16 protein-coding genes are annotated in these 18424 nt (G+C 41.3%); 4 read left to right on the top strand and 12 right to left on the bottom strand.

Annotated elements, in window-relative coordinates; all coding sequences use genetic code 11:
* Nucleotides 1-79: 79 nt before the first annotated feature.
* From lspA (BTN98_RS00845) to murJ, 5 genes are all read right to left on the bottom strand, one after another.
* Nucleotides 80-598: a signal peptidase II gene (lspA, locus tag BTN98_RS00845; RefSeq protein ID WP_060997654.1), complete on the bottom strand. Its 519-nt coding sequence runs from the start codon at nucleotides 596-598 to the stop codon at nucleotides 80-82.
* A 159-nt stretch (nucleotides 599-757) separates the two neighbouring features.
* Nucleotides 758-1282: a signal peptidase II gene (lspA, locus tag BTN98_RS00840; RefSeq protein WP_060997653.1), complete on the bottom strand. Its 525-nt coding sequence runs from the start codon at nucleotides 1280-1282 to the stop codon at nucleotides 758-760.
* Nucleotides 1282-4122 (bottom strand): isoleucine--tRNA ligase, encoded by a 2841-nt coding sequence (ileS, locus tag BTN98_RS00835; RefSeq protein WP_060997652.1) that lies wholly within the window; start codon nucleotides 4120-4122, stop codon nucleotides 1282-1284. Before ileS ends, lspA (BTN98_RS00840) begins: the two co-directional genes overlap by 1 nt.
* A 5-nt stretch (nucleotides 4123-4127) precedes the next feature.
* Nucleotides 4128-5090 (bottom strand): bifunctional riboflavin kinase/FAD synthetase, encoded by a 963-nt coding sequence (gene ribF / locus BTN98_RS00830; RefSeq protein ID WP_060997705.1) that lies wholly within the window; start codon nucleotides 5088-5090, stop codon nucleotides 4128-4130.
* 186 nt (nucleotides 5091-5276) lie between these two features.
* Nucleotides 5277-6839 carry a murein biosynthesis integral membrane protein MurJ gene (gene murJ, locus BTN98_RS00825; RefSeq protein ID WP_060997651.1) on the bottom strand — a complete coding sequence of 521 codons (1563 nt, stop codon included), beginning with the start codon at nucleotides 6837-6839 and terminating at the stop codon, nucleotides 5277-5279.
* Nucleotides 6840-7046: 207 nt separating this feature from the next.
* On the opposite strand from murJ, the gene rpsT reads away from it, so the two are divergent.
* Nucleotides 7047-7307, top strand: coding sequence for a 30S ribosomal protein S20 (rpsT, locus tag BTN98_RS00820; protein ID WP_036796485.1), 261 nt, complete (start codon nucleotides 7047-7049; stop codon nucleotides 7305-7307).
* A gap of 147 nt (nucleotides 7308-7454) precedes the next feature.
* Entirely contained in the window at nucleotides 7455-8102 is a 648-nt protein-coding gene (locus BTN98_RS00815; RefSeq protein ID WP_060997650.1) for a DUF502 domain-containing protein, read from the top strand.
* A gap of 65 nt (nucleotides 8103-8167) precedes the next feature.
* On the opposite strand, the gene nhaR is transcribed toward BTN98_RS00815, so the two are convergent.
* From nhaR to nhaA, 3 genes are all read right to left on the bottom strand, one after another.
* Complete coding sequence (nhaR, locus tag BTN98_RS00810) at nucleotides 8168-9052, bottom strand: transcriptional activator NhaR (RefSeq protein WP_060997704.1); 885 nt, start codon at nucleotides 9050-9052, stop codon at nucleotides 8168-8170.
* A 118-nt stretch (nucleotides 9053-9170) separates the two neighbouring features.
* Nucleotides 9171-9410, bottom strand: a complete 240-nt coding sequence (locus BTN98_RS00805; protein WP_060997649.1) for a hypothetical protein — start codon at nucleotides 9408-9410, stop codon at nucleotides 9171-9173.
* Between the two features lies 1 nt (nucleotide 9411).
* The gene (gene nhaA / locus BTN98_RS00800; protein WP_060997648.1) at nucleotides 9412-10569 is read right to left on the bottom strand and encodes a Na+/H+ antiporter NhaA; all 1158 of its coding nucleotides are present in this window, start codon (nucleotides 10567-10569) and stop codon (nucleotides 9412-9414) included.
* A 515-nt stretch (nucleotides 10570-11084) separates the two neighbouring features.
* Between nhaA and BTN98_RS00795 the strand changes: the two genes are divergently transcribed.
* Nucleotides 11085-12227 carry a Na/Pi symporter gene (locus tag BTN98_RS00795; protein WP_060997647.1) on the top strand — a complete coding sequence of 381 codons (1143 nt, stop codon included), beginning with the start codon at nucleotides 11085-11087 and terminating at the stop codon, nucleotides 12225-12227.
* A gap of 168 nt (nucleotides 12228-12395) precedes the next feature.
* Here BTN98_RS00795 and BTN98_RS00790 read toward each other — a convergent pair whose 3' ends face one another.
* The 4 genes from BTN98_RS00790 to rppH form a co-directional block, all read right to left on the bottom strand.
* Nucleotides 12396-13247 carry a thymidylate synthase gene (locus BTN98_RS00790; RefSeq protein WP_060997646.1) on the bottom strand — a complete coding sequence of 284 codons (852 nt, stop codon included), beginning with the start codon at nucleotides 13245-13247 and terminating at the stop codon, nucleotides 12396-12398.
* A 100-nt stretch (nucleotides 13248-13347) separates the two neighbouring features.
* Complete coding sequence (locus BTN98_RS00785; protein WP_060997645.1) at nucleotides 13348-14151, bottom strand: sulfite exporter TauE/SafE family protein; 804 nt, start codon at nucleotides 14149-14151, stop codon at nucleotides 13348-13350.
* Between the two features lie 36 nt (nucleotides 14152-14187).
* Entirely contained in the window at nucleotides 14188-16446 is a 2259-nt protein-coding gene (ptsP, locus tag BTN98_RS00780) for a phosphoenolpyruvate--protein phosphotransferase (RefSeq protein WP_060997644.1), read from the bottom strand.
* A gap of 45 nt (nucleotides 16447-16491) precedes the next feature.
* Entirely contained in the window at nucleotides 16492-17016 is a 525-nt protein-coding gene (gene rppH, locus BTN98_RS00775; protein WP_060997643.1) for an RNA pyrophosphohydrolase, read from the bottom strand.
* A 742-nt stretch (nucleotides 17017-17758) separates the two neighbouring features.
* Here rppH and mutH point away from each other — a divergent pair.
* Nucleotides 17759-18424, top strand: coding sequence for a DNA mismatch repair endonuclease MutH (mutH, locus tag BTN98_RS00770; RefSeq protein ID WP_060997642.1), 666 nt, complete (start codon nucleotides 17759-17761; stop codon nucleotides 18422-18424).

The raw sequence follows: 18424 nt of genomic DNA, 5'->3' as shown, positions 1-18424 counted from the left end.
TTACGACTATTTAACAACAAAGTGTCACGGGTATCAACGCATGCTGACTAAGGTTTTACCAACTTCAACAACTCTGACGCTACTTTGGAACAGATCGAGGCGAGTTAATACTGCTCAATAAATACAATATTGCACCGCAACAAATGGCAACATCAGCAATATTAAAAATAGCAAAGTGGTGATTCTTATAATAAAAATCTAAAAAATCAATTACAAAACCATAATGTACTCGATCGAAAAGATTGCCTAATGCGCCCCCAATAATCAATGCACAACCAATATTATGCGCCGTTTTTGTAATCGAAGCTTGGCGCATTTGATAACTTAAAAAACCACATACCACCACAGCAATGAAGCCAAATAGCCACCGTTGCCAACCCCCTTCGGTACTTAAAAAACTAAATGCAGCACCAGTATTATGGACGTAATACAGATTCATAAATGGCAATACGGCTATCGGTTTCTCCCCATTGGCAGCCATAGTACCCATAATGATAATTTTACTTAGGTAATCAACCATGAACACAATCATTGCGACCCATAGCCAGCGTAAGCCTGATCGTTGCTCAAATTTTGAATCTAATCCTACCTTTGCCATTTGGGTATACTCCTCATCACACCATTTGCCATCTAGTATAACTATTGCCACTGAAATTTAAGTCTTATCGAAGTCAAACATAGACATCGCCAATTAATAATTAAAAAAAACGCCACCTGTAATCACAGGCAGCGTTATATTTTAATAACCGATCAATGTTTAGTGTGCTTTAGCGACTTTATCGGCTCGAAAACCATCAAGAATCAATAATGCAGCCCCTAAACAAATGGCTGAATCAGCAATGTTAAATGCAGGCCAATGATAATTACCGTAGTAAAAGTCAAGAAAATCGACCACAAAACCATGGTATAAGCGATCAAATAAATTGCCGAATGCACCACCAATAATTAGCGCATACGCAATGTTGATCATTTTATTGGTTGCAGGTGTACGACGCATCCACACAGCTAATAAGCCACAAACACCAAAGGCAATCGCTGCAAATAACCATCGCTGCCAACCACCCGCACTACTTAAAAAACTAAATGCGGCACCCGTATTGTGCACATACAGTAAATTAAAAAACGGTGTGATTTCAATCCGGTTTGGCCAACCATAGCCCATCGTGTCCATCACCAATAGCTTAGAGCCATTGTCGATAATAAATACCAGAATCGCTAGCCATAACCAACGAATACCCGATTGTTTAAGCGTTAGCGGTTGCTGAGGTGTTGAACTAGTCATTAGGCAAATTTACGCTCTTCGCCGTCGCCATCGATGTTAGTTACACAACGGCCACACACTTCTTCGTGTCCTGCAATTGTGCCAACATCAGCAACATGGTGCCAACAACGCTCACATTTTGCCGCTTCTGATGCATTCACAGTTACAAATAATCCTTCGATATCTGTTTCTTGTGCGCCTTCAGGCTTGCTATCAGCAACAACAACTTGTGCTTTTGATGTTAGCAATACAAAACGTAATTCGTCTTCTAGCTTATTCAGTTTCGCTGCAAGCTCTGCATTTGCAGTTAATGTCACTTCAGCTTGTAGTGAACCGCCGATAACTTTTTCGCTACGTGCTGTTTCAAGTAACTTGTTCACTGCACCACGAACTTGCTGAATTTCAGCCCAGAATTCGTTATTTAGTTCTTCGTTTTCAGCTAGACCAAATAAACCATCGAACCATTCACCAGTAAACACGAATTGATCACGCTTACCTGGCATTTCGTTCCAGATTTCATCGGCAGTGAATGACATGATAGGTGCCATCCAACGAACAAGCGCTTCAACGATGTAGTAAAGTGCTGTTTGACAGCTACGTTGTGCATGACTGCCACGTTTTGCTGTGTACTGACGGTCTTTAATAACATCTAAGTAGAAAGAGCCCATTTCAACAGAACAGAACTGCATTAAACGTTGAGTTACTGTATGTAGGTTGTAATCTTCGTATGCTTTAACGATCTCTTCTTGAGCAGCCATTGCACGACCCACAGCCCAACGATCAAGTGCTACCATTTCATCAACTGGCACACAATCTGTTTCTGGGTTAAAGCCGTTTAGGTTTGCAAGGAAGAAACGTGCAGTGTTACGAATACGACGGTACGCATCAGCTGAACGCTTTAGGATCTCATCAGATACTGCAACTTCACCAGTGTAATCGGTTGATGCAACCCATAGACGTAGAATATCTGCACCAAGCTTGTTAGTCACATCTTTAGGTGCAACAACGTTACCTACTGATTTCGACATTTTACGGCCTTGACCGTCAACCACGAAGCCGTGTGTTAACACTTGCTTATACGGAGCTTTGTCTTTCATCGCTACCGATGAAATCAATGAAGACTGGAACCAACCACGATGCTGATCTGAACCTTCAAGGTAAAGATCTGCTGAATGACCGTTGAACTCAGGGCGACTATCAACCACAGAGAAGTGAGTAACACCAGAGTCAAACCATACGTCTAATGTATCTAGTACTTTCTCGTAATTAGCGGCGTCTTCTGCGCTCATTACGTCAGTAAGTTCTAGATCCCACCACGCTTGAATACCCTTTTGCTCAACAAGCTGTGCTACTTTTTCAATTAGCTCAGATGTTTGTGGGTGAAGCTCTTGCGTTTCTTTATGGATAAACAGCGCAATTGGCACACCCCAAGTACGTTGACGTGAGATACACCACTCAGGACGTCCTTCAACCATACCTTCGATACGGCTTTGGCCCCATTCAGGCATCCATTGTACGCTTTTGATTTCACCTAATGCTTTTGCACGCAGACCAGCTTTCTCCATCGAGATAAACCACTGTGGCGTTGCACGGAAAATAATTGGCGTTTTATGGCGCCAGCAATGTGGGTAGCTGTGAGTGATTTTTGAGAAATTTAACAGTGAACCGTGTTCACGTAATACATCTACAACCACTTCGTTAGCTTTAAATACGTGTTGACCGGCAAAGATCTCTGTATCAGGTAAGTAAACGCCGTTGCTGCCAACAGGGTTAGCAATTTCTAGGTTGTACTTTTGACCAACCACGAAGTCTTCTTGACCGTGGCCAGGTGCGGTATGTACACAACCAGTACCTGATTCTGTTGTAACGTGATCAGCAAGCACTACTGGCACATCAAAGCTGTAGAATGGGTGATTAAAGCGCATTAGCTCTAATGCATCACCTTTACAAAAACCAAGAATTTCTGATTCTTCAAAGCCAACACGGCCCATCACTTCTTTCACAAGCTCAGCCGCTACGATCAAACGTTGTGGTTGAGGGTGTGCGTCAGTTACTGGTGTTTGTACTAATGCGTATTCAAGATCTGCACTTACAGCAACTGCACGGTTAGCTGGCATTGTCCACGGTGTGGTTGTCCAGATAACAATCGACACATCGCCTTCGCCTTGGTCAGCAACACAGCCAAACTTCGCTAATACTGCAGCTTCGTCTACCGCTTTAAATTTAACATCGATAGATAGCGATACTTTATCTTGGTATTCAACTTCAGCTTCAGCCAAAGCAGAACCACAATCAGTACACCAGTGAACAGGCTTAAAACCTTTCAGTAAATGATCTTTATCTGCAATTTTGCCTAATGCACGAATAATATTGGCTTCAGTACCAAAATCCATAGTACGGTATGGCTTATCCCACTGGCCTAGTACACCTAGACGCATGAAACTTTCTTTTTGGCCTTCAACTTGACCAGCAGCATATGCACGACATTTTTCGCGGAACTCAGCAGCCGTTAATTTTTGACCTGGCTTACCAAATTTCTTTTCTACCATTAATTCAATCGGTAGACCGTGGCAATCCCAACCAGGAATGTACGGTGAATCAAAGCCAGAAAGTGTCTTTGACTTAATAATAATATCTTTAAGAATCTTGTTTAACGCGTGACCGATGTGAATATCACCGTTAGCGTAAGGAGGGCCATCGTGTAATACGAAAGATTTTTTACCTTTCTTAGCTTTACGAATTTCACCGTAAAGATCTTCATCATACCAACGCTTAAGCATTGCTGGCTCACGTTGAGCTAGGTTGCCTCGCATCGGAAACCCTGTTTCAGGCAGGTTCAGGGTATCTTTATAGTCACTCATGGATTCTAGATTCCGTTACTTGGGCGAAATTGGACATTATTACGCTCAGACAGCCACACCCGTGCTGCTTGAGCATCTCGTTCGATTTGTAGTTTCAGCGCATCGAATGATTCAAATTTTTGTTCGTCACGCAATTTATGGCGCAACACGACTTCAAGCTGGCGACCGTAAAGATCCGCTTGATAATCAAATAGGTGAACTTCCAGTTGTTGTCGTACACCTTGTACCGTTGGTCGGTGGCCAACATTAGCTACACCCGCAATAGGTGCGGCAGTAATACCCAACACTTCAACCGCGTAAACCCCTGCAACAGGTGCTACACGGCGTTTTAGTGGAATATTTGCTGTTGGAAAGCCGATAGTACGGCCTAATTTTCTTCCGTGTGAGACACGACCACGAATACTGTATGGTCGACCAAGCATTTGTTCTACTTGTTCTAATTCATTATTCGCTAACGCATGACGAATTGCAGTACTGCTTACTCGCTGCTCTGAAACACAAAAACTTGCAGTACTAATTACTTCAAATCCGTATTTCTTACCAGCCGCCACCAGCATCGCAAAATCACCACGTCGCTCTTGACCAAAACGAAAGTCATCACCAATAACCAGAAATTTAACACCCAATTGCTTTACCAACAAGCATTCGACGAAATATTCAGCAGTCATGGCAGCAAAATGATGATTAAAATTAACACACAATAATCGATCAATACCGACTTTTTTCAATTCTACATATTTCTCGCGAAAACGAGTTAACCTTGCAGGCGCTTTATCACCAGCAAAAAGTTCTTGTGGTTGTGGTTCAAATGTCATCACCGTTGCGGCAAGTCCCATTGAATGTGCTTTCGCAACCACCTTTTTAAGCAAGGTTTGATGGCCAAGATGGACGCCATCAAAATTACCGATCGTCAACACGCAACCATGATGGTATGGCTGAATATTGGGTATACCTCGAATTAATTCCATAGGTGATGTAACTATGTCAGTACTCATAAGGCTATTCGTTCATCCTACAATCAGGTTACTTGTTTTATATGATGACCAATAACAGCCAAAAATTTAATAACCGCGGAAAGTCATCCATCACCATTACTACTGACAAAAGCTTTCCCGCGTAAAACTAGTGAATTATATACTACTCAACAATTTCAATCAGCTCTCTGCACGCAGATGACGCGGACGAACACCTAAAATAATCGCACATAGCAGATAAAGACCACTGCCGCCGAAGATCAAACCAAACAGCCACATCAATCGTTCTAGTAAATGGAAAGCTAACCATTGCTCTGTGGTTGGACTAAACCAGAGTAATCCTGTCACCATCACCACACCAGCAATCGCTAATCGCAGCACAAACAATAATGTCTGACGGCTGATGCGATAAATATTTCCCTTGTGTAAACCGCGATATAGCAACCCCGCATTAAGTAAAGCCGATAACACACTCGCAATCGATAAACCAACGTAACCATAGAATGGGGCAAAGATACCGTTAAATACCATATTACTCACCATGGCTATAATACCAATTTTTACTGGTGTTTTGGTATCTTGACGAGCGTAATAACCCGGAGCAAAGACTTTAATCAACATGTAATTAAGTAAACCCGCTGATACCACCCATAGCGACATTGCCGTTTGATTAACGTCATACAGATTAAACTCACCGCGCATGAACATTACCATCAACATCGGCTTAGCTAAGGTGATCATACCCAGCATTGCAGGAATGCCTAAGATCAACACCATTCGCACCCCCCAATCCATGGTATGAGAGAACTGTTCAGGGGATTTATCAACATGCTTACGTGATAACGCCGGTAAAATTACCGTCGCGATCGCGATGCCAAAGAGTCCTAACGGAAATTCTAATAAGCGATCAGAATAATATAACCAACTGATTGAGCCCGTCATCAGAAAACTCGCAATCAAAGTATCAAGCAATAGATTGATTTGAGTAACGGAGACACCAAACAGAGCCGGAAGCATCAGTTTACGTATTTTGGTCACGCCAGGGTCATTCCAGCCCCATTGTGGCCGAACTAAATAACCCTCACGATACAAAAACGGTAATTGAAAACCAAATTGGACTAAACCACCGATGAAAACACCGATCGCTAAACCAATTTCAGGTTTGGCCAGATGGGGGGCAACAAACATCGCACAACTAATAATCGCAATATTAAGAAATACTGGCGTAAACGATGAAATCGCAAATTTCCCTAGGGTGTTTAAGATTGCGCCAGATAGCGCCACGAAGGTAACAAACCACAAATAGGGAAAGGTAATTTTTAGTAACAAACTCGCTAATTCAAATTTTTCAGCGCCTGGCGAAATGTTATGCATCCAATCCCAAAACCAGCCAAAACCAAACAAGGCGGTGACAACACCCGACCCCAATACCCCCAAAAAAGTCACAAGAGTAACAATACCGCCTAAGGTACCTGCAGCCCGAGCAATTAATAATCGCGTTTTATCTACGTCACCAGCGGCATGATATTCCGTTAGTACGGGTACAAAGGCTTGTGAAAAAGCCCCCTCCGCAAAAAGACGACGTAAAAAATTGGGAATTTTGTTGGCAAAGAAAAAAACATCGGCCGCAGCCCCTGCTCCCATAAGGTTAGCGACGACCACATCTCGGACTAAACCGAGCACGCGAGACACCAAAGTCATGGCGCTAACTATCATTCCAGAGCGTAAAAGACGCTTACTCACAAAAAAACCTCATAAAAGATGTTCAGAAAGGTGACTTCTGATTCGAAATACTGGTAAAATCTTCCGCCATATTAACCGTGTTAATCCGCAAGTGCCAACTAGATTGGTATGGCGGTTATTTGCACGAATCATTTGACAATGATTAAGATTAAGGGCATAGTCCTCGGCCTTAAATTGTCACCATACCAAGATTTGGGAGTTACACCCTTGGCAAATATCAAATCTGCTAAGAAACGTGCACTAACTTCAGAAAAACGTCGTCAGCATAACGCTAGCCGTCGTTCTATGATGCGCACTTTCTTCAAGAAAGTAATTATCGCTATTGAAGCTGGTAATAAAGAAGCTGCAACACAAGCTTTCGCTGAAATGCAACCTGTTATGGACCGCATGGCTACTAAAGGCCTGATCCATAAGAACAAAGCTGCACGTCACAAAGCTCGTCTAACAGCGAAAATCAAAGCTCTTTAATTTTAATTAATGAGTCTAGATTAAAAAAACCGACCTTAGGGTCGGTTTTTTATGTCTCTTCACTAGCCATCGTCTATAAAACTAGCACTTCAATCGTTAACATTGCTAACTTTATAGTTGAATTTATTTCACATCTTCGAGCATAAAATGAAAAAAACGCTATTACGCGGCTTGTTCAACGTTCTGCCGCTAGTATTAAGTATTTGGTTATTCTGGTCACTTTTTGAGTCATTAGATGAAGTAGGCAGTTTTTTATTTGGCCTTGTTCATATCAATGAACTCTTTAAAGGTGCTGGTTTTTTACTCATTCTAATCTTATTATTCGTTGCCGGACTACTTTTTTCTGTCAGCCCTATCGCATGGCTATATGATTTTATCATTCGTCAACTGATGCGATTCCCGTTTTTTAAAACGGTTTATAGCAGCATTAATGATATTGCCTCATTAATGAGCAGCGACAATAAAAATAAAAGTCAGCAAACCGTGTTAGTCCATCAAGCCAATGATACCTATGTGGTGGGCTTTATTATGGCTAACGACACGCCAGAACCGCTGACAAACGCATTACCGGAAGGTGACTGGGTTCCGGTACTGTTTCCGCTAAGTTACCAAATAGCGGGCGTTACAACGCTGGTTAAACGTCAAGATCTCACCATTGTTGATTGGTCGTTTGAAGATGCAATGCGTTATAATTTAACTGCCGGTATTTCAATTGCAGCCAAAGATAAAGAAGAAAAAGAAAAAGAAAAAGAAAAAGACGCTAAAGATCCATTAGCGGCAAATCCGCAGCAATAGACAAGCATTAACAACAATAATCATTAACGCCTTATATTCGTAAGGCGTTAATTAATAATGGTTATTTAAAATAAGTTGCTAAAATCTGCCGCACAAATACGTTTTACTGCAGGATGCATTATCATTCGTTCAGCAAAAATAACAAAATACTCATCGCAAATATCAACCACCCGCTTCACTTCATGCACTCGACTACTGCTAGTCAACTCATCAGCATAAATCGATGGCGCGATAAACATCGACTTATGGTAACAAGAAAATGCCTTCATTAAGGCTGCATCATCAAACTCGCCCAAAATATTTGGCGTGATCCCTTGTTGATCAAACCATTGATGTAATTTTCGTCCCATTGCTGAACGTCGACTAGGTACTAATAACTTATAATCTTCAATACAAGCAGGAAAATCAGCATCAGATAAGTCATCGGTACAAAAAAAACTCATTGCCGACTCCCCGAGTTTTTTACTGTATAGACCTGGGTTTTGGGTCGAACTCACTGGGCAATCTGACAGAATCATGTCTAATTTATGTTGTGATAACTGCTCTAACAACATTTCATGGGTAGATTCAAAACAACTTAATTGGATCCGTTGATCGTTCGGTATACCTTCAAGCAACACTTGGCTCACTAATCGTTTTGACAACGCATCAGCTACACCAACTTCAAACAATTGGTTATCACGCTGGGTATAATTAATACGATCAAGCATTTGATAACTGAGATCAAACATCTTATCGGCATATTTAAACACTAATTGGCCAAGCTCTGTTGGTTCAATATTACGCCCAACCCGCTTAGTTAACTTGCCTTTTAAACGCTCTTCTAATGAACGAATTTGACCGGTAACCGTTTGTGGTGTTAGGAATAATGCATCAGCTGCTTTGGTTACTGAGCCTTGTTTGCAGACCATCCAAAAATAATACAGATGGTTATAATTTAAGTGAGACATTGCCGCTATTTTAAATAAAAAAACCCAGCGGCAAAGCTTACGCTGTGCCACTGGGCTGTTCAATGTTTGACACTATAAATTATAGTAAAATCAAACCAAGATCGTATTTGAGTCGCAATTAACGTTGCAGTCGCTCTAAATTGCGTACTCGTTCGCCACCACGTTGCTCTAACGCTCGTTGACGAAACGAGTTTTCACGTACAGTAGATGCTTTTACTGCGCTCGTTTTAGCATCATGGATCCCTTGTAAGTATGCTTGGCATAACTCAGAACGATCATCATTAGTACACTGCTGATAATTCGCAGCCACACTGGGTAATGAAAATAAACACGCAATAACAACTAGCAACGTTTTCATATTACACCTCTGATTTAGGTAGTGTTTTACTCAACATTATGTAACCAACAACAGCTGCAACAGTAGAACCTAATAGGATTCCAAGTCGTGAATAAGTCGCAAAGCTCTCATCCGCACCAACAAACGCCAATGATGAGATGAAAATCGACATCGTAAATCCGATACCACACAGGATTGATACTGCAAAAATATGCTTGAAGTTAATCCCATCAGGTAATTTTGCCACACCCGTCTTAACCGCAATAAAACATGCAGTAAATATGCCGACTGGCTTACCAATAAACAAACCGGCTGCAATCCCCATCGGTAACATTGCTGATAGACTCGCCAGTGATACACCGGTAAGTGATATACCTGCGTTTGCAAATGCAAATAATGGCAAGATTAAGAAAGCAACATACGGGTGTAATGCATGTTCAATGTTTTTAAGTGGTGAATGAGTATCTGCGCGACCATCTTTACCTGCTAATGGCACTGCAAAACCTAATACCACACCAGCCAAGGTCGCATGAACGCCAGATTGCAGCACACTGAACCATAAAATAGCACCAACAATTAAGTATAATGGAATACTAGTGATATTCTTTAAGTTCATAACGACTAACGTCGCTGTCGCAATAAATGCCACCGCTAGCGCAATAGTCGATAAATCACTGCTATAGAATAGGGCGATAATAACAATTACCCCTAAGTCATCAATAATAGCTAGCGCTAATAAGAACACTTTTAAACTCACCGGTACACGGTTACCCAGCAATGCCATTACACCTAGTGCAAATGCAATATCGGTCGCTGCAGGAATGGCCCAACCTTTCACAGCCATCGGATCGCTGTAGTTAAATGCGGTATAAATTAACGCTGGTGCAATCATACCGCCTACAGCGGCTATTGCCGGAAAGATTGCCTTTTCCTTCGTATTAAGCGCACCCTCAATCAGCTCACGCTTAACTTCTAATCCAATTAAGAAAAAGAAAATCGCCATTAAACCGTCATTGATCCAATGGGCTACTGATAATCCTGCAATATAGCTATGCAAAGTGTCAGTATATATTGATGCCAATGGCGAATTAGCAATAACCATTGCAATTAACGCTGCGATAATAAGAATAATACCGCCAGCTGATTCTAATTTAAGAAACTTACGAATAGCATCGGTCATCGACCGTCACTCCTTTAACTATATTGTCCACGCGATCCAAGCTGCTCTAACTATAAGGTTAGCTAAATACTTGGTCATCTCAATTAAATTTAGTGTAAACGTCATTCTCATAATCTGAGAAATCGTTTGTATAGATATAAATACTCGGTAAAACCGAAAGGTTGTAGTTATATAGCTACTATATCCGCACTGTCACCGAACTACGATTCATTAGCTTTATGCTGAAAAAAAAATCAATAGCAAAAATTTACTTTAAATAACGATTCCATCACGATTTTTATATCTAATAATTCATTTCATTAAAAAACAATTAGAAACAATCTACTAGAGAGTATTATTGCAACCTGACATTGTACAATTTAATCGGTTGCGCTCTCACTTTGCTGACAAAACGCAAACAAATATTCATTTATGACACTCAGTGTAATATTTCTGAAATATAACCAAACTAATATTCACGCAGATTTCAACAAAATGACACCTAAACGACATATTCCTGTCATGGAGAAATGATTATGACTACCCAAGCCACTACTGCTGCATCTAAGTTCAGCTCTATGCGTTGGGTCCGCTGGGCCAACCTAGCGTTCATGCTATATTTGTTACTCGTTGCTGTATCTATGGTCAGCGGCGGTTTTAAATGGTCTGTTGGCGAGCAAGCAAAAACATTATTTGAATTTGCTTCTCACCCAGTTGCAGGCTTAATGATTGGTCTAATTGCGACTGCACTTATTCAATCATCAAGTACTGTAACCTCTATTATCGTTGGTCTTGTGGCAGGTGGTTTACCGGTCGAAACCGCCATTCCAATGGTTATGGGTGCTAATATCGGTACCACATTAACCAATACATTAGTTAGTTTAGGTCACGCACGTTGTAAAGAAGAATTCCGTCGCGCATTTGCAAGTGCGACTGTACATGATTTCTTTAACTTATTAGCTGTTGCCATTTTCCTTCCATTGGAAATGATGTTTGGTATTCTTGATAAGTTATCAGGTTGGTTAGTATCACCGTTCTTAAAAGCGGGTGATATGAGCATGGACGGCATGGATTTCATGAAGCCATTAACTCAACCAGCAGTAGATTTAGTAAAAGGTCCACTAGAAGTATTTGGTCACAACGGTGGTTTTGGTCTAATCATTCTAGGTATTGCACTGATTTTCGTTTCTATTACGCTAATGGGTCGCTTAATGCGAGGTTTAATGGTTGGTCGTGCTCGTGATATTCTTAAGAGCGCAATCGGTCGTGGTCCATTACATGGTATTGCTTCAGGCACTGCGGTAACTGTGCTGGTACAGTCATCATCAACAACAACAAGTTTGATGGTACCGCTAGTAGGTACTGGTGTATTAACTGTCCGTGAAGTGTACCCATTTACTCTAGGCGCAAACATCGGTACCTGTATCACTGCACTACTAGCAGCGACAGCAGTATCAGGTGAGCACGCAGTATTTGCACTACAGATTGCACTGGTACACTTATGCTTTAACGTACTAGCAACAGTATTAATTTTCGGTGTACCGTTCTTACGTGAAATTCCACTTAAGTGTGCTTTCTACCTCAGCGACTTAGCAACGAAGAACAAAGCCGCTGTTGCGGGTTACCTTGGCCTAGTATTCATTGCTATCCCTGGTTCAATCCTAGCGTTTACGGCTTAATCATTACGCTAAGTTAAATAAAAGTACTGTTCAATAAAAAGCCCCGCACAAGCAATTGTGCGGGGCTTTTTGTCATTCTAATATTTGACACTAATATCGATTCCAATAAGTATCTAATTAATGGAATGCATATTACGTCAATTAAACTACACTATTTTAAATCTAACACTATACCGAGAATGGGTATTGAATTGGCGCATGGTGTTGATAACCCACCACCTCAAAATCATCCAACGTTACCCACGTTTCTAAATCTTCTAGTGAGGTAATTTTAGGATTGATAATCAATTGTGGCGATGCAAATGGAATACGGGTTAATTGCTCATCACGCATTAGTGGTAATTGATCTTCATAAATATGGGCATTAATAATTTTATGATAAGCCTGACCCGGTTTATGGCCGGTAATTTGCGCCATTAACGCCAATAACGTAAACACTTGAACTTGGTTAAAGTTAAGCCCTAACGGGACATCACAAGAACGCTGAGCACTCGTCAAATACAAGGTATCGCCCAATAATGAAAAAGTATGGGTGTGCATGCATGGGCGTAAACAGCCCATATCAAACTCACCAGGGTTATAAAACGTTAATATTTCGCCACGATCATCAATCCCTTTGGTTAAGTCATCAACAATCTTCTTTAATTGATCGATAACCGTACCATCCGCCTTTTGCCAGCGACGACCTTGAACACCATAAACGCGTCCCATATCATCCTCACCTTTACGGTACGGATTATTTAGCCATGCTTGGTTATCATTGGCATTAGCATTCCATGTATTACAACCAATAGCACGAAATTGGGCAGCATTATCATAGCCACGTAAATAACCTAATAACTCCGCAATTGCCGCTTTCCAAAAGCTTTTACGAGTAGTGATCAATGGAAATTGATTATTAGCAACATCATAGGTTAAATCAGCATTGATCACCGTTAGACAACGTTTCCCTGTACGCTCATTTTCAATCCATACACCATCATCAACAATTCGCTGACATAACGCTAAGTACTGTTTCATTGTCCTACCCGTTAAATTAATGACGCCCAGCAAAAGCTAGGCGTCTAAAGTCGTTACTTTTAATTCTATCAGAAGATAGCAAACTTAAAGCTAGCCAATATCAACTCATGAACATTTTAATACTGATAATAAGCAGCAGTACTGCAAACATTTTTTTAAGGGTTGCCGTTGGCAATCGCGTAACAAGCGCAGCGCCATAACGAGTAGTAATCATTGACGTTGCAGCAATACCGATTAGAGCGGGTAAATAGACATACCCAAGGCTATATGCCGGTAAATCAGCACTGCCAACACCAGCAAAAATAAAACCAATCATGCCAGAGACCGCAATAAGAAAACCAACTAATGAGGCCGAACCAATAGCACGGCGCATTTCAATCCCAAAATAGCTCAAATATGGCACCGTTAATGAGCCGCCACCAATGCCGGCTAAACTTGATAATAAGCCGATAACACAACCACCAGCAGCCGATGCCAGTGCACTTGGTAATGGTCGAGCATGAGTGACACGTAGTGATAGCAGCATTTGCAAAGCAAGCAGCAGCACAATCACAGCAAACACTTTAGGTAAATATTGTGCAGGCACCAATTCTGCCACCACGCTGCCGCCTAATCCGCCAATAATGATCCCCGGAGCAAGCACTTTAACCACTGAGAAATCAACATTTCCCAATCTAAAATGATTGCGCGCAGAAGCCATTGAAGTCATTACAATACTGGCTAACGATGTCGCTAATGCAATGTGCATTAACATCGCAGGTTCAATGCCAGCTTGTGGCAACAACCATACTAATGCAGGCACCACCAATAAACCGCCACCTATTCCCAATAATCCTGCTAATAACCCTACCACTGCACCTAAAATTAAGCACATAGAGAAAAGCCATATTACGCTTTCATGCATAATAACTACCCATAACCTTAACCGAAGAAGTCGCCATTATTTATTACCTGCTCGAATAAATCCACCTAACTGATGCTGTTCAATAAATACTGTCGTTAATTGGCGCACATCATCAGCAATATCAACCTGCAGTGCCTGAGTCGCCAACGCAGTCATATCGGTACTATTGATATGGCGTAAAATATATTTAATTTTGGCAACATTACGGGCATTCATGCTCAACGAGCGATAGCCCATGCCAACCAGCAGTAATGCACCAACAGGATCGCCAGCTAATTCACCACAAACACACACGGGTAATTGATATTTTTCAGCACTATCAACGATATGCTTTAGCGCATGTAAAACAGCTGGATGCAGCGCATCATAAACACTCGCTACTCGCGCATTATTACGATCAACCGCCAATAAATATTGGGTTAAATCATTACTACCAACAGAGAGAAAATCAACTCGACCAACCAACGCATGGAGTTGATATAACATTGACGGTACTTCAATCATGATGCCTATTCGTGGCTTATGCAGTTGTTGCCCTGCTGCTAATGCTGTTTGAGCAACATCCGCATACGCCCGTTCAATAATCGCCTTGGCGTCATCAAGTTCATTAATACTTGAAATCATTGGCAGTAAAATATCCATATTGTTCAAACCAATGCTAGCACGTAGCATGGCTCGTACTTGGATCATGAATATTTCAGGATGATCGAGCGTAAATCGAATTCCACGCCAGCCTAGAAAAGGGTTATCTTCTTCAATTGGTAGATAAGGTAGCGGTTTATCTCCGCCAATATCAAGTGTACGCATCACAACAGGCTGATGCGGGTAAGTGTGCAAAATAGTTCGGTATTGATTAATTTGTTCTTCTTCAGAGGGGAAACTACGTTGCAGTAAAAACGGTACTTCGGTGCGGTAAAGTCCAACGCCATCAATACCTTTATTGATAGCAAGATGTGAGTCAGCACTTAAGCCGGCATTAATGTGGACCATGATCCGTTGCTGATCTTTGGTCACAGCCAGTTGTTGTTGGTCACCTTCAACGATTTTTTCAAGTTCATCATCTTCACGCAGTAAGCGTCGATATTCAGCCAGCACATGTCGATTTGGATTAACTAAAAAATCACCGCGATAACCATCAACCACCACCACATTGTTATGCACAGTATGTGGCGTAAAATCAACCCCCATAATGGCAGGAATGCCTAGTGCACGAGATAAAATAGCCGCATGTGAGTTAGCGGCACCGTCTTGAGCAACCACAGCAGCTAGTTTACCCGCAGGTACTGTTGCTAACATTGCAGCTGTTAATTCTCGCGTCAGCAGTACAATCGGCTCATCCCACTGCTGCTCATTAGGCTCGTCATCACATAAAAAATACAATAACCGCTGCCCTAATTCACGAATATCACGCGCTCGCTCTTTAAGGTATTGATCTTTCATATTAGAAAAACGGTTAGAATACGCTTCAACCACTTGTCGCACTGCCCATTCCGCTTGATCACCACCATCTATACGAGTTTTAAGATCTTGGCGTAGCAATGGATCATTGAGTAAGTGACTAAAGAGATCAAAAATAGCGAGGGTTTCTTTTTGCAAATCGCTATCAAACCGCTTCCGTAAACGGCGAAATTCTTTTGCTGCCGCATCAATCGCAATCGTTAATCGATCTTGTTCGGCATGGATATTTAAACATGACGCTGGCGCAACATGCTCTAATAATGGCTGAGTATCATCCCACCACGCTTTTGCCACCGCAACGCCACTGGATGCCGCTGAACCGGTTAAATGAAGCCGATTACCTTGCTCAAACCACATTCCTTGTGCTTTCGCGTGGGCTAAAATACCCGCCAGTTGAGCGGCAAGTGTGACTAAAAACGATTCTTCACTTTCGTTAAATTCACGCTGCTGACGTTGTTGAACCACGATAACACCAAGAACTTGGCGCTGATGTATAATTGGCGTACCAAAAAAGGATCGAAAAGATTCCTCTCCGATCCCTGATACATGTTTAAAACGAGGATGTAAACGCGCATCTGCAACATTTAACGGCTCTGCTCGTTGACCCACTAACCCTACTAGCCCTTGATCAAAGCGCAAACTAATGCGTCGTCGAGATTTATTTAACCCCTGCGTTGCCATCAAGGTATAAACCTGACGCTGATGATCGGCAATATACACCGAACAACAATCGGTCTTCATTGCTAACGTCGTGTTTGAGACTAATTGATCCAATGCATCAATCAATGTGTGAGCGCTAACAACCTTGTCAACAATATCTCTTAGCTGTGTCAGCATAGTGGGCCTTTAAATTGTTCCCTGTGAGCCAATAACCTCTATTTGCTAATTACGCTTACTCTTTGTGCGTTTAAATTTACGTTCTTTCCATTCTTTAAATGGCATTGCGACAGCGGCAAACTCTTTTAATGCACGACGGTATACATCACGCTTAAAAGACACCACTTGTCTTACTGGGTACCAATAACTTACCCAACGCCAACCATCAAACTCTGGTGTAGCACCACGCTGCATATTAACCTTGGACTCATCGCATTCTAAACTCAGCAAAAACCACTTTTGCTTTTGACCGATACAAACAGGTTTTGAATCCCACCGCACAAGACGCTTAGGTAATTTATAACGTAACCAATGACGGCTTGACGCAATAATCCTGACATCTTTTTTGGTTAATCCTACTTCTTCATACAATTCACGATACATGGCCTGTTCAGGGGTTTCACCTTCATCAATACCACCTTGCGGAAACTGCCAAGAATGTTGTCCATATCGTCGAGCCCAAAATACCTGGCCATGGCCATTGCAGATAACGATCCCTACATTAGGGCGGTATCCATCGCCATCAATCACTGGACGACCTCAAGTATAAATATCTATTAATAGTGATTTTTTCATAGTAGACGGGATCGGTAAACAAACATTCATTAATATCGATCAGTTTTACTCAATTTAAACCATATTTGGGATAACTTTGCATAATGACCACTTTACCAACAGCTAAGTGAGACATACCCCACATTTATTCACTCTTTCTGTGGATAGATTTGTGCAGAAACCTAAAAAAAGCATATTTAAGTGATTGAAAAAAATTTTATTACACCCAACAAAAAACAAATTAAAATCAAAATTAACAATGATAATCAAATAGATATGTGCAAGTTAAGTTCATAATAAATAAAAATAAAGCTAACTTTCACATCGCCAAAAAACGATCGGTTAAAGATCAACCAACAATGGCGTTATCCACAAATGGTGGCTTTTAGTGGTGAGCAAGATCGCACCATAACGAATATTATTCCACCACCACACTGTATAAACACTCAGTTAACCTGAAAAAATATTTTTTAAAAAAAAGCTGTGGATATCTTTTTATTTTGATCTTAGCGCTAAATAACTGCCATAAGTTACTCATTACCAGACAATCAACAGTCATTATTCTATTTCTGCAACTCACATGATCAATAATAATCCCTTATTCCTCATAACGATCATCGCAGATCTTCAGCTAAAACTGCGACTAATATGATAGTATTATCAGCCAATACCATCTTTACTATTGGTACTATCACAATATTTTATGAGCCAACATTCGATGCAACCCAAACCAAAAACAGAAGCCGAATTACTTTATCGCGCCCACCAATTGGCAGGCATGACACTGGGTGAATTAGCGACTCAGGCTGGAATAATTCCACCGCCAAACCTTAAGCGTGATAAAGGCTGGGTTGGGCAATTATTAGAATGGCATTTAGGAGCAACTGCAGGTAGCAAGCCTGTACCTGATTTTATTGAACTTGGCATTGAACTAAAAACGATTCCAATCAGCTATCAAGGTAAGCCATTAGAAACTACCTTTGTCTGTGTTGCACCATTAATTGGCGTACAAGGTTTACAGTGGAAAAGTAGTCATATTAGGCAAAAACTGGCACGCGTATTATGGGTCCCCGTTGAAGGAGAGCGTGATATTCCACTTGAAGATCGTCATGTTGGATCTGCACTATTATGGAGCCCAAGTGCAGAAGAAGAACAACAATTACAGCAAGATTGGGAAGAGTTGATGGATCTGATTGTATTAGGTCAAGTAGAATCAATCACTGCCCGTCATGGTGAAGTTCTACAATTACGCCCAAAAGCTGCCAACAGTAAAGCACTAACCGAAGCCTATGGTACTAATGGCCAACCAATTAAAACCCTACCCCGTGGCTTTTATTTAAAAAAACAATTTACTGCACAATTATTACAACGACATTTTATTTAG

The sequence above is a fragment of the Photobacterium aquimaris genome, assembly GCF_002954455.1.
In the GTDB taxonomy this organism is placed as follows: domain Bacteria; phylum Pseudomonadota; class Gammaproteobacteria; order Enterobacterales; family Vibrionaceae; genus Photobacterium; species Photobacterium aquimaris.
This window is presented reverse-complemented; position numbering and strand designations above follow the sequence as displayed.

What these genes read in the sequence shown, in the direction of transcription:
- BTN98_RS00785 (WP_060997645.1), bottom strand. Translation starts at nt 14,151, where the DNA reads ATGCATGAAAGCGTAATATGGCTTTTCTCTATGTGCTTAATTTTAGGT.
- lspA (WP_060997653.1), bottom strand. Translation starts at nt 1,282, where the DNA reads ATGACTAGTTCAACACCTCAGCAACCGCTAACGCTTAAACAATCGGGT.
- nhaA (WP_060997648.1), bottom strand. Translation starts at nt 10,569, where the DNA reads ATGACCGATGCTATTCGTAAGTTTCTTAAATTAGAATCAGCTGGCGGT.
- ileS (WP_060997652.1), bottom strand. Translation starts at nt 4,122, where the DNA reads ATGAGTGACTATAAAGATACCCTGAACCTGCCTGAAACAGGGTTTCCG.
- nhaR (WP_060997704.1), bottom strand. Translation starts at nt 9,052, where the DNA reads ATGTCTCACTTAAATTATAACCATCTGTATTATTTTTGGATGGTCTGC.
- BTN98_RS00795 (WP_060997647.1), top strand. Translation starts at nt 11,085, where the DNA reads ATGACTACCCAAGCCACTACTGCTGCATCTAAGTTCAGCTCTATGCGT.
- BTN98_RS00805 (WP_060997649.1), bottom strand. Translation starts at nt 9,410, where the DNA reads ATGAAAACGTTGCTAGTTGTTATTGCGTGTTTATTTTCATTACCCAGT.
- ptsP (WP_060997644.1), bottom strand. Translation starts at nt 16,446, where the DNA reads ATGCTGACACAGCTAAGAGATATTGTTGACAAGGTTGTTAGCGCTCAC.
- lspA (WP_060997654.1), bottom strand. Translation starts at nt 598, where the DNA reads ATGGCAAAGGTAGGATTAGATTCAAAATTTGAGCAACGATCAGGCTTA.
- BTN98_RS00790 (WP_060997646.1), bottom strand. Translation starts at nt 13,247, where the DNA reads ATGAAACAGTACTTAGCGTTATGTCAGCGAATTGTTGATGATGGTGTA.
- BTN98_RS00815 (WP_060997650.1), top strand. Translation starts at nt 7,455, where the DNA reads ATGAAAAAAACGCTATTACGCGGCTTGTTCAACGTTCTGCCGCTAGTA.
- ribF (WP_060997705.1), bottom strand. Translation starts at nt 5,090, where the DNA reads ATGGAATTAATTCGAGGTATACCCAATATTCAGCCATACCATCATGGT.
- mutH (WP_060997642.1), top strand. Translation starts at nt 17,759, where the DNA reads ATGCAACCCAAACCAAAAACAGAAGCCGAATTACTTTATCGCGCCCAC.